Below are 11,424 nucleotides of genomic sequence, written 5' to 3' on the forward strand. Positions count from 1 at the left end.
GGCTGTGCGCAGATAGGGCTCGATCGTCTGAGAGGGGAAAAGGCCGACGAGGAGGCAGATCAGCGCGAGCAGCCCGATCGGCGTCACCATCCACAAGGGCGGCTCCTTGAACGGGTGCGGAAAGGTCGCTGGCGCCTTGCCAAAGAAGACTCCGCCCAGGAAGCGTAGCGAGTAGAGGACCGAACACAGGCTCGCCGCCACCACAATGAGAGGTGGAAGGATATCCCAGCGGCTTCCTGTCCGCGCGACCAGCGCCGCCTCGAAGAACATCTCTTTGGAGAGGAAGCCATTCAACAGAGGCGCGCCCGCCATGGCGGCGGCGGAGACCGTCGCCAACGCTGCGGTGACCGGCATGATGCGCGCAAGTCCGCCGAGCTTCCGAAGATCCCGCGTTCCCACCTCATGATCGACCGCTCCCGCCGCCATGAAGAGCGAGGCTTTGAAGACCGCGTGATTGACGATGTGGAAGATGGCCGCGACGCATGCCAAAGGACTGCTGAGGCCCAGGAGGAAGGTGATCAGGCCCAGGTGGCTGATCGTCGAGTAGGCCAGGACGCCCTTCATGTCCTGTTGGAAGATTGCGAGGAAAGCCCCGAGCGTCACCGTCATTAAGCCCGTCGCCCCGACCACCCAGAACCACGTCTCGGTGCCTGAGAGCACCGGCCAGAAGCGCACCAGCAGGAATACGCCAGCCTTCACCATGGTCGCCGAATGGAGGTAGGCGGAGACGGGCGTGGGCGCCGCCATGGCGTTGGGCAGCCAGAAATGAAAGGGGAACTGGGCGCTTTTGGTGAACGCCCCCATCAGGATCAGGAGCAGCGCCGGGACATATCCAGGGCTCGCGCGGATCTGCGGGCCGGCGGCGAGAATAGCATCGAGCTCGAAGCTGCCGGCGACGTTCGCGATCATCAAGAGGCCGACTAGCAGGCAAAGGCCCCCGACTGACGTCACCGTCAACGCCATACGGGCGCCCTCTCGTGCCGCGGCGCCATAGTGCCAATAGCCGATCAGCAGAAACGACAGGATGCTGGTCGTCTCCCAGAAGACCACCAGCTGTACGACGTTGGACGATAGGACGATCCCTACCATCGCACCAGCAAAGGCTAAGAGCAGAGAGAAGAAGCGCGGCACTGGATCGGCGGCGGACATGTAGTAGCGGGCGTAAATGCTGACCAGCAGGCCAATACCGGCAATTAGGATCAAGAATATCCAAGAAAACCCATCAAGGCGAAGGCCGAAGGTCAACCCTAGGTCTGGCGCCCAGGGCGCCGACAGGTGCAGTACGCCGCCGTCCGACACCCACGGATAAAGGGCCAGAGTGCAGCCCAGCATCAGCAAGGTCGCCGCCGTCGCAAGCGAAGCTGCGAGATTCCGGGCAAGCGGACGCAGGCAAGCCGCCACCAGACTGGCCACGAAAGGTGTGGCCAGTATCAGAACAAGCAAGATCTGAGCCCCGCTCATGCGCGCCCGCATCCTCCGAATGGCGGCAGCAGCCACCCAGGCCACAGAGCACCCATCCTCAACAAACCACCCACTGGATCAAGCGCCGCAGTGGATCGCTTGATGACAGCCTACTTCAATGCACGACAAGCCGGACCGGCTAGCTAAGCTAGACTATCACTCTGACCTGACTTGGATTTGAGATCGCGGGCGTTAAGGTTGCCGGTTCAGGCTCTCGTGGCAAATATCTGCGCGCCCTCCAGAGGTGACATCTTGGTCGAGGAAAACTTGCCTAACACCCAGCCAAAACGCATCTTGTTGGCGACGGATCTGAGCGGACGCGGCGATCGCGCTCTGGACCGTGCCATCCAGCTGAGCAATCAATGGGATGCCGAACTACTGATCGTCCATGCGCTAGAAGGCGATGGTCTGACCTCGCCGGAGCATCAAGGCCTTCCATCGTGGCGGCGACCGCCCAACAGCATCGCCCTAGTCGAGGCGCAGATTCGCGACGACGTCCGCGAAAATTGTCCACGCCTGCGGATCCATGTCGAAGAAGGGCCGGCGATTAAGGTAATCCTCGACGCAATTGCTCGCGAGAAGTGTGATCTAGCGGTCGTTGGATTGGGCCGCTACCGAAGTCTGGGTTGGCCGCCCCTCGGCAAGACCATCGACGAACTATTTCGGCGGGCGCCTATCTCCGTCCTGGTGGTCAAAAAGCGGCCGCGCGGACCGTATGGACATATGCTTGTTGGCGCCGATTTCACGCCTGAAGCCCGGTTCGGGCTGGAAACGGCAGCTGCGTACTTCCCAGAGGCGCACGTCGCCGTCATGAACGCTTTCGAGATGCCCTATCGGGCGCTCATGATGGACACTCAGCTGGCGCGCGATTTTGGAGCGATGGAGGACGCCACCCTCCGTGAATTCACGGATGGGGCACAGCTACCCGATGGCGCGCGGGCTCGGCTAACAACCCTTGTTGAGCATGGCCCACCAGAAGTGATGCTGAGCACCTACATCATGGAACAGGGCGCGGACCTCACGGTGATCGGTGCTTACGAACGAAGCCGGATTTTCCACGCCATGATTGGCGGCAAGGGCCCGCGCATCGTCGAAGCGGTGCCGTCCGACGTCCTTGTCGTCAGGGCGCAGCGGGACGCCGAGACGTCGTAGGGAGAAGTCGGGCCCCTCGGTCACGCCTGCTTTTCGGCCGCTCCCGATAATTCCGGTGTGTCAGCCGTCCCAGGTCTCCTGGCGGATGCAGAGTGGCGAGCGCTAGGCTCGCGGGAGAGCGTTCATCTTCGTGTTATGGGAGGTTGATGGCGGCGATTGCGACAATCCTTGGTTGGCTGGCGAGGAAGTCGATCCTCTATCTGACGATCGTCCTGGCCATCCTGGCCGCCGCATTCGTTCTGCCCTGGATACGGTCCGAGTGGACCAAGCCGGCCGCCTATCTTGAGCGTGCCGCGCAATTGGAGCGGGTAAAGGATGAGCTGGAGGCCGTCCGAGGCGCAGCGCGCGAGCGTCTGGCAACGGTCGCTGTGTCCGCGCAGAGCAAAGGTGTAAGCGAACTCGATGAGGCCATTCCGGCGGCGGCCGCGGCGAAGGCCGCTTTGGAGAAACGTCGTCGCACCGCACTGGAAAAGGCGAAGAGCCTGGCGGACGCCGACACGCGGGCCCTCCTCTCGGACGGCCGCCTGGAGGTGGAAATCCAGTCTCGGGAGGGCGAGTTATCTGCGCTGCGCAACGCCAGGGATTGGCTAGCACAGACAACAAGGGTCCCCACGGAAGTCTCAGGCGTGCGCCAGCACGCCGCCACCGACCAAGCCGCCTGCGTCACTGCGACGAACACCTTGGCCGCCTTCCAACAGCGCTGGGAGGTTGTCGTGACCTTCCAGTACTATGATCGCGAGCGGCTCCGGGCCTTGCAGGCGACCAAGCGGCAGCTGTGCGGAAGGGCCATCATTTACCGTCAACGGCTTGCGGCGGCCGAGGGCGTTAATCGGCGGCTTGTCGCTGCTAGGCAAAGCTATCCGCAGGTGCAGGGTTGGGCAGATCAACAGATTGAGCCTCGGACGAGCGACCTGGACCAGCAGATTGCCAGGGAGCGTACCCAGGCGGAAGGATCGTGGCGGGCGCGCGCGTCGCTGTGGGCAGAACAGATCCGACTTGGGGCTGTCCTCAAGCAAGCCGCCTTGGCCTTAGTCTTGATTGTCGCCGTCCCCTACCTCATTCGACTGATCTGCTACTGGGTCATCGCCCCCACAGTGGTGCGAAGTCCCGCGATCCGCTTTCAGACGACCGGTGTCTCCCAGACGATACCGCCCGTCGACGCGTCGAGCACCTCCGTCGGGGTTCGGCTCGACCCGGGAGAAGAGCTGCTTGTGCGACAAGGCTATTTGCAAACTACAAGCGCCTCCGGAGCTAAGGCTACCCAGTGGCTGCTCGACTGGCGCCATCCCATCACTAGTCTGGCTGCCGGGCTGACCTTCCTCACGCGCGTCCACGGCGCCGGTGAGCTGACCACGGTATCGGCGGTGCGCGATCCTTTCGCGGAATTGACGGTGCTGAGCTTGCCGGATGGCGCCGGCCTCGTGCTGCAGCCGCGCGGCCTTGCTGCGATTGCTAAGCCCATTGGGCGCCGCCTGCGCATCAGCAGCCACTGGCGGGTTCTGTCGCTCACCGCCTGGCTGACCCTGCAGTTGCGCTATCTTGTCTTCCATGGGCCGGCCCGGCTTGTGATCCAGGGCGGCCGCGGCGTCCGTGTGGAGCGGGCTCAGCAAGGTCGTGTCCTGGCCCAGAACCAGCTTGTCGGCTTTTCCACGGACCTGGCCTATTCGGTGACGCGCACTGAGACCTTCTGGCCTTACTTCTTTGGACGCGAGCCCCTCCTTAAGGATCGAGTCGCGATAGGAAATGGCTTATTGATTGTGGAGGAGGCCCCGCGAACCGCGCGCGGTGACGGGGCGCGCCGCCACGGCCTCGAGGGTCTGCTCGACGCCTGCATGAAAGCGTTCGGATTGTAGTCGTCCGGTCTTGATGATGGGCACGGGCGCCGGGCGTGCGGTGAATGACCACTGCCACGTCGTCGGCGAGCGGTTCCTTGCCGAGTAGCGGCCGTTCTTTTCCACGAACCCCAGGAGCAGTCTGGTAGGAGCCCAGCCCATCTGTTCCTTGAGACAGACGAAGATATCCATGTCTCCGAAGATGAGACTGTATTCGCGTTGTGGTGAAAATTACCACAAGAACTTCAAATAGCGGTATACGAAGCCCAATCAGAACGTGAGGTTGCTGCAACAATCTCATCATAGCGACCGTTCTTCTCGCGATACCCCCTGCTGCAATCGGGCGCTCAACGCGACGCGGTCGTCGGGACCGGCGCATGGGGTGCGGCGGCCGCAGTCGTTGCGGCCGAGGACGGCGCCCGGTTTGGAACGATGCGCCAAACGGTATTCGATAGGTCGTCGGCGACCAGCAGGGCTCCTCGTGGATCGACCGTTACACCGACGGGGCGGCCACGAGCCTTGCCATCGGCACCGAGAAATCCGGATACGAAGTCGATCGGATCGCCAGCCGGCGCCCCCTGTCGGAACGGCACGAACACGACCTTGTAGCCGACAGGCGGGTTGCGATTCCAGCTTCCGTGTTCGCCGACGAACACACCCTCGGCGAACGCACCGCCCATCGCGAGCGTTGAGAATGACAGCCCGAGCGCCGCCACATGCGATCCGAGGCTGTAGTCTGGGCGGATGGCCACGGCGACCTTCTGCGGATTCTGCGGCCGCGCCCTAGGGTCGACGTTTTGGCCCCAGTAGCTGTAGGGCCAGCCGTAGAAGCCTTCCTCGCGAACGGCGGTAATATAGTCGGGGACAAGGTCGGGGCCAATCTCATCCCGTTCGTTCACGGCTACCCACAACCGGCCCGATGCGGGATCAATCGCCAAGGCCGTCGGATTGCGCAGGCCAGTAGCGTAGGGCTTGTGCGCGCCGGTTTGCGCATCGACCTGCCAGACCCGGGCACGATCGACTTCGGCCTCCATGCCGCGCTCGGTGATGTTGCTGTTGGATCCGATGCCCACGTAGAGGGAGCGACCGTCCGCGCTGGCGGTCAACGCCTTAGTCCAATGATGGTTGAGCGCCGCGGGTAGTTCAGCGACAAGGGTCGGCGGCCCGCTCGCGCGAATCTGCCCGACGCGGTAATCGAAACGCACCAATGCGTCCTGGTTGGCGACGTAAAGGGCCTCGCCAACCAAGGCCAAGCCATAGGGCGCGTTAAGCTCCTCGGCAAAGACGCCACGTACTTCGTAAACGCCATCCCCGTCGGCGTCGCGCAACAGCGTCAGCTGATTCCCGCCCTTCACTGAACTCTTGCCGCGTTTCTTGATAAAACCGGCAATGAGGTCTTTCGGCTTCAAGACCGGAGCAGCCCCTCCCGACCCTTCAGCCACCAGAACGTCTCCGTTGGGCAAGAGGAGAATCTGCCGTGGAATTTTCAGATCAGTTGCGATCGGCGTGATCTGGTAACCCTCGGGCACCGTCGGCCGCGCATCGCCCCAAGCCACGGGCAAGGAAATCACCATGCTCGGCAACAGGCCGCGCTTTGGGGCCGGAAGATGTGGGTTGGCGCCAAATTGATCCGACGGCGGTGCTTTTTCGCAGGCCGCTAAAGCCAGCACCATCGCGCCGCAGATCGGCAACACTGACAGCCTCATGGCGCATCTCCAGCGCGCAATCCGGAGTGGGCTGCCCAGGCGGCCACCAAAGCCAAGACCGTCATCAAAGCGGAGAGGTAGAGACCGGTAGGCATCGCCGCCCACGCGTCTTTTGCGTGAACCAAGGCATTGATGAATCCCACCAACCACATGGCGAGCAGCGTGACGAGGTAGACAACGGAGCCGCGCGCGGATCTCTTCGCGCTTAGTGCCATTTCGATCAACGCCCACAACACTGCAAAGGCGCCGACGAACAGACCGCCGGCGATCAGCCACGACGCAAAGTTCGCCCACTGAATCTGAGCGGTGTTGAAGTAGGCACTGTCAGAGAACAGAGCCGCAGCGAAAAGCGCCACCGGAAACGCGAGCAGAATGGCGTGCAACGGGTGCAACCCTTGACGAGGAAGTTGGTTGGTCACCGGACGGCTCCTTGTAAGTGTCCTTGCTGCACCTGCGACTCTCATGGTGTCGCCTAAATATTCCTTGTGAATCGAAGAAGAGTCGCCTGAGTCCTGCAATTTCCCGTAGGAACTGATTGGCGGAACGGACGGCCACACGTCGCTGGTCAGCCCCGCTCAAGAGCTGCCTCTTCATTCTCGTCTTCTCGTTCCTGCGTCAGCCCTCGCCCATTCCCTCAGCAGGCTTGCCGCCGCTGCCGCTCCTCACCTTCTGCTCGATGAGCTGTCCGACTTCGGCGTCGATCGCCTTCCAATAGTCGAAAGCCCGCTCCAACACCGGCTGCCGCACGCCTCCAAGAAGGCTGCCAGCCACCTGGTCGACGAGGGCGGCGCGCTGCGCATCGTCAAACACTTCGCGGACCAAAATTCCAGGTTGGGTAAAATCATCGTCATCGGTGTGAAGGGTGTAGGCGCTGCGAACCATGTCTCCGTCAGCTTCCCAGCCGTCGGTGATCGGCCCGGTCTCGTCCGCCCAAGGGCGGCCGGCGCTGTTCGGCGCATAGGTTGGTGCGCTCCCGCTGTGCGCATAGGTCATTTGACCGTCGAACTGATAGGTGTTGACGGCCACTTTGGGTTGGTTGACCGGCAACTGGTGGAAGTTCGTGCCGATACGATTTCGCTGGGCGTCGTTGTAGGCGAACGCCCGGCCAAGCAGCATCTTGTCCGGCGACAACCCGATGCCCGGCACCGTATTGCCCGGCGAGAAGGCCGCCTGCTCAATCTGGGCGAAGAAGTTGTCGGGGTTGCGGTTCAGGGTCATCGTGCCGACGGGGATCAGCGGGTAGTCCCTGTGCGACCAGGTCTTGGTCAGGTCGAAGGGGTTGAACCGATAAGCCTTCGCCTGCGTATAGGGCATGACCTGAACCGACAGTTTCCAGCTCGGGTGTTCACCGCGAGCGATGGCTTCGAACAGGTCGCGGCGATGGAAGTCGGCGTCGGCGCCGGACATGGCCGAGGCTTCGGCATTGTCGAAGAACGCCATGCCCTGACGGGTGTGGAAGTGGTATTTGACCCAGAACTTCTCGCCTGCGGCGTTGACCCACATATAGGTGTGCGAGCCGTAACCGTTCATGTGACGCCAAGTGCGCGGCAAGCCGCGAACGCCCATGAGGTAGGTCACCTGGTGGGCGGTTTCGGGGTTGTTGGTCCAGAAGTCCCACTGCATGTGATTGTCGCGCAGGCCAGAGTCGGCGAGCCGCTTCTGGCTGCGAATGAAGTGAGGGAACTTCATCGGGTCGCGCACGAAGAAGACAGGCGTGTTATTGCCAACAAGGTCGTAATTGCCTTCGCTGGTGTAGAATTTTAGAGAAAAGCCTCGCACGTCGCGCCAGGTGTCAGGACTTCCTTGCTCTCCAGCGACTGTGGAGAACCGAGCGAGCATCTCAGTCATTGCTCCAGGCTGGAACAGCGCTGCCTTGGTGTAAGCCGACACATCCTCAGTAATTTCCAGCACGCCGAACGCGCCAGAGCCCTTGGCATGCGGCTGGCGCTCGGGAACCTTTTCCCGATTGAAGTGAGCCATTTGCTCGAGGAAGTGCACATCATGGAGCACGATCGGACCGTTCGCGCCAATCGTTAGGGAGCTGCGATCGCTTGGCGCTGGCGCGCCCGTGCTCATGGTCGACTTAGGTGTGCTCGACTCGGACATGGTTCATTCCTCGCGCAGCAATGCCCTGACCGCGCCGGAATTCATCGCGGCATTAAGATGCTCTTCCCTTTTCCGGCACGTGTCCATCTTCACTGCGCAACCCCGATACCAAGACGCCCACTGCACGCGCTTCTTGGTTCGTAAAATGCGTCGTGACTTCGCTTTTAAGTCCGCCTGGGGAGCATATCCGGCAGGTGAATTACTTTAGTATTCTTTGTCAATGTTTTTACATGCCATTATCTGACTGTTGATCTCCCCGAGCCGTCGACTATTTGCAAGACTTTTATAGCTCTCAACTGCCCATCCAAGCCCGACCATCGAAAGATCGAACCAGCGGTCAATCCGAAGAGCGCGCTGCCAATTGGACTGAGCAAAGAGACTTCATTATCGTCGGCATTTTCACCACCCGGCCCAACGACGCGGACGCAACGTTGGCGTTTGGTTTTCAAATCCTTGTAAAGCACGACGGTTCCAAGACGAACGAAGTCATCTTGGTCAAGATCAGAGGTCACAGTGAGTCGATTAATTTCTTCCAGAAAGAGTGTTGGCTCTGGGATCATATCTCGCGCGACTTCAGCTATACTCCGCAGCAACGGCATATCTGCGCTTCTGATGTAGGCAGGTGGTCGAGCAAACATCGTGTCATTCAGGGGCGCCAAGGTCGGTCTCCGAGTGAACCAGGAAGGGGAAGCGTTTGCCAAAGCGGCGCAGCCGGATCGTCTCCTGCGCACAACGTCAGACTCGTGCGATCCAAACAGCCCCTTTCGTACACAGACGCGAACCGTTGCCCGGGCGACACAAATGTCATCACCCGCGCCGTAGCCCGCGCAGTGTCTATTCCGCTAAGGTTGAAGATAAGGGATCGGTCGCCTCGAACTCACGGTGCTAACCGGATGGAGTTCGAGGCTACGCCGGTGCGGCGTTGTTGCGCGTATATTTTAGCTCGAAAGCCTGGGGGTAACTTCTGCACATGACGCACTCAGGATGGCCGAGGGGGTTTGCGAAGTCAACGCCTAGCGACTGCGATCGAAGCTGTGTTGACTTCCTAGCGTAACAGCCCATCTTAATGCCATGCGAACTTCGCCTCCTCAATTGCGTTGCCTCTGCCACGCCTGCCGGCTCGTCAAGGGCGGCACTCCCCGAGCCTAGTTCAGTCCGAACATGGTTCGGGGCCCGTCAGGCTGATTACGGCCTGCATCTAATCATCAATACTCGTCTCACCTGATCGCCTACAGCAACGCCGGAAAGGCGCCGCTTATGCGTGAGCGGGGAGTCGCAAAGAGGAAGTTCCCATGTCACTGAGTCTCTGGGACCACCAGGCCCGACTTCACGACCTCGAAGTTGCTTTTGAAGCGTTGCGAGGCGTGATCCATGCCGAGCCCGGAAGAGCGCCCGCGTTGCAAAACGCCGCCCGGACCTTGCAGGCGCGCGGCGAGAAGGGTGCAGCTGGGCTGCTCATCGGCGATCGCGCATCGGCTCCCTACAGGCGTTAAGCGAGCGCCACACAGGAACGATCGCCGCGGGATGAGACACCACAGCGTCCGATGCTACGCGACGATTAATCGGCTTCTTCGACAAGTGAGTCGGTAACTTACGAATACCGCTCCATGACGTTCTTAAGATGCGCGCGCCGCCCGCCGCGATAATGGGTGCGCCATCTTGCTATTACTCGACAACTTTTCATCAACGCATGAATTCGTGCCGTCACTCACGTGATTGCATCGACGATCGACGATTGTTTGTCAGAGTTTAGTTCGTCAATTTTTTTTGCAATCACGCGCAGAATTCACGAGTCAATAATGCTTCGTATTCCCACACCCTCTCGTCGGCCCGTCGTTTATATGACGCGTAACGACTACGAACAACTTAGCCCCCGTGCCGACGCCTTAAAACACACGGCGATTGGCCAGTTACTTCTCAGCGAACTGGCGCGCGCTATTATCGCGTCAGACCGCAGCACACGCATCTTCGTAAAGCTAGGATCCACCGTGGCTTTTGAAGATCTCGACAGCGGAGCGACGCGCCGCCTGACACTATGCCTCCCTGAGGACGCCAATCTCGACGAAATGCGGCTATCGGTGCTCACCCCGGTTGGCGCCGCCCTCATCGGCGCAGCCGTGGGGCAGGTTCTCGAGTACGTCGCCGGCGACGCTCGGATGCGTCATCTGCGGATTCTGATGGTCCAAGACGAAGGTTTGAGGGAGGGCCGCGGCGCCGCTTTCTAGTCAAACACTCCCGCCTCGCTTTGTAGCACTCGAAACAATGGCATCATCTCGGGCGAAGCCCCATGCACGATCGACTTACAAACAGAATGGGCGTTCCCCTGGGCGGGCAATGCACACAGGCGGGCATCCAGTAGGGCCCATGCGGATCAAATCATAGCTTGACTACGTCCCGGCGACCCTTCGAACTGGATAGCCGTGCGATCGACCAATCCAAAGGGGAACTGCTATGTATATGCACATCCTGATTTCCACCGACGGGTCGGAAGTGGCGCAGAAGGGTCTGGATCACGGCCTTTCGCTAGCTAAGGCCCTTGGCGCTCGGGTCACCATCATCACCGTAACCGAACCGGTCCGGGTTTATTACGATCCTACGGGTCTCGCTTATGCTAGGAGTGTCGGCGGACTGGAAGCTTACGCAGACCGGCAGAAAGAGGAAGCAGTGGCCATATTAGCCGCTGCTAAACAGTCTGCCGACAAGTTGGGTGTCTCCGCTGAGACACTGCATGTGTCGGACGCTCAACCTGCTGAGGCCATTGTCGAAGCCGCGAAGTCACGCGATTGCAGCCTTATTGCCATGGCGTCGCACGGTCGTCGCGGCTTGAACCGCCTCATACTTGGCAGCAAGACTTCGGAAGTCCTCGCGCACAGCCCTGTCCCGGTCCTTGTGGTGCGTTAAATCGAGATGGTGGCTTGGATCAATTAACCCCAAGCTCGAGAGAAATCACCAGGGAATTCCCTACGATGGGTTTCAGGGGCATTGCGCCTCTGTCGCCATGGGATTCTTGCAGCAATTACGTCCCACCCTTAGAGTCCGTTTGGAAACTCACGGGTGGGTGGTCCGGCGTAGCAGGTTTCCGCCCATGGCGACGAGGATCATGGCCTGCGAGACGTCGATCCGGGCCTCGTAGTCGCGGACCAGACGGCGCCAGCGGGTCATCCAGC

Annotated in this window: 10 protein-coding genes and 1 pseudogene; 5 read left to right on the forward strand and 6 right to left on the reverse strand. The window is 60.8% G+C overall.

Going from position 1 to position 11,424, the window contains the following annotated elements:
* A partial coding sequence (locus Q8M88_RS06100) for a proton-conducting transporter membrane subunit (protein ID WP_305595419.1) occupies positions 1-1,461 on the reverse strand: 1,461 nt, incomplete at its 3' end.
* Between the two features lie 252 nt (positions 1,462-1,713).
* Between Q8M88_RS06100 and Q8M88_RS06105 the strand changes: the two genes are divergently transcribed.
* Together Q8M88_RS06105 and Q8M88_RS06110 are read left to right on the forward strand one after the other, a co-directional pair.
* A complete protein-coding gene (locus Q8M88_RS06105) occupies positions 1,714-2,613 on the forward strand; it encodes a universal stress protein (RefSeq protein WP_305595421.1) in 900 nt (299 codons plus the stop codon).
* Positions 2,614-2,759: 146 nt separating this feature from the next.
* Complete coding sequence (locus Q8M88_RS06110; protein WP_305595423.1) at positions 2,760-4,466, forward strand: hypothetical protein; 1,707 nt, start codon at positions 2,760-2,762, stop codon at positions 4,464-4,466.
* A 326-nt stretch (positions 4,467-4,792) separates the two neighbouring features.
* Here Q8M88_RS06110 and Q8M88_RS06115 read toward each other — a convergent pair whose 3' ends face one another.
* The 4 genes from Q8M88_RS06115 to Q8M88_RS06130 all read right to left on the reverse strand — a co-directional run bounded on the left by Q8M88_RS06115 (position 4,793) and on the right by Q8M88_RS06130 (position 8,916).
* Entirely contained in the window at positions 4,793-6,151 is a 1,359-nt protein-coding gene (locus Q8M88_RS06115) for a sorbosone dehydrogenase family protein (RefSeq protein WP_305595425.1), read from the reverse strand.
* Positions 6,148-6,570 (reverse strand): DUF2231 domain-containing protein, encoded by a 423-nt coding sequence (locus Q8M88_RS06120; RefSeq protein WP_305595427.1) that lies wholly within the window; start codon positions 6,568-6,570, stop codon positions 6,148-6,150. Before Q8M88_RS06120 ends, Q8M88_RS06115 begins: the two co-directional genes overlap by 4 nt.
* Positions 6,571-6,766: 196 nt before the next feature.
* Positions 6,767-8,257, reverse strand: a complete 1,491-nt coding sequence (locus Q8M88_RS06125) for a catalase (RefSeq protein WP_305595429.1) — start codon at positions 8,255-8,257, stop codon at positions 6,767-6,769.
* A 236-nt stretch (positions 8,258-8,493) separates the two neighbouring features.
* Positions 8,494-8,916, reverse strand: a complete 423-nt coding sequence (locus Q8M88_RS06130; protein WP_305595431.1) for a GreA/GreB family elongation factor — start codon at positions 8,914-8,916, stop codon at positions 8,494-8,496.
* Between the two features lie 633 nt (positions 8,917-9,549).
* Here Q8M88_RS06130 and Q8M88_RS06135 point away from each other — a divergent pair.
* From Q8M88_RS06135 to Q8M88_RS06145, 3 genes are all read left to right on the forward strand, one after another.
* Positions 9,550-9,750 (forward strand): hypothetical protein, encoded by a 201-nt coding sequence (locus Q8M88_RS06135; protein ID WP_305595433.1) that lies wholly within the window; start codon positions 9,550-9,552, stop codon positions 9,748-9,750.
* 348 nt (positions 9,751-10,098) lie between these two features.
* Positions 10,099-10,482 (forward strand): GreA/GreB family elongation factor, encoded by a 384-nt coding sequence (locus Q8M88_RS06140; RefSeq protein WP_305595435.1) that lies wholly within the window; start codon positions 10,099-10,101, stop codon positions 10,480-10,482.
* 226 nt (positions 10,483-10,708) lie between these two features.
* Positions 10,709-11,158, forward strand: coding sequence for a universal stress protein (locus Q8M88_RS06145; protein WP_305595437.1), 450 nt, complete (start codon positions 10,709-10,711; stop codon positions 11,156-11,158).
* Positions 11,159-11,305: 147 nt separating this feature from the next.
* On the opposite strand, the pseudogene Q8M88_RS06150 reads toward Q8M88_RS06145, so the two are convergent.
* Positions 11,306-11,424, reverse strand: a pseudogene (locus tag Q8M88_RS06150) (IS5/IS1182 family transposase); the annotation flags it as partial.

The organism is Phenylobacterium sp., from assembly GCF_030693805.1.
In the GTDB taxonomy this organism is placed as follows: domain Bacteria; phylum Pseudomonadota; class Alphaproteobacteria; order Caulobacterales; family Caulobacteraceae; genus Phenylobacterium.

Excerpts from the sequence above, each read along its gene's own strand:
- Q8M88_RS06110 (WP_305595423.1), top strand. The coding sequence starts at position 2,760 with ATGGCGGCGATTGCGACAATCCTTGGTTGGCTGGCGAGGAAGTCGATC.
- Q8M88_RS06115 (WP_305595425.1), bottom strand. The coding sequence starts at position 6,151 with ATGAGGCTGTCAGTGTTGCCGATCTGCGGCGCGATGGTGCTGGCTTTA.
- Q8M88_RS06125 (WP_305595429.1), bottom strand. The coding sequence starts at position 8,257 with ATGTCCGAGTCGAGCACACCTAAGTCGACCATGAGCACGGGCGCGCCA.
- Q8M88_RS06135 (WP_305595433.1), top strand. The coding sequence starts at position 9,550 with ATGTCACTGAGTCTCTGGGACCACCAGGCCCGACTTCACGACCTCGAA.
- Q8M88_RS06140 (WP_305595435.1), top strand. The coding sequence starts at position 10,099 with ATGACGCGTAACGACTACGAACAACTTAGCCCCCGTGCCGACGCCTTA.
- Q8M88_RS06145 (WP_305595437.1), top strand. The coding sequence starts at position 10,709 with ATGTATATGCACATCCTGATTTCCACCGACGGGTCGGAAGTGGCGCAG.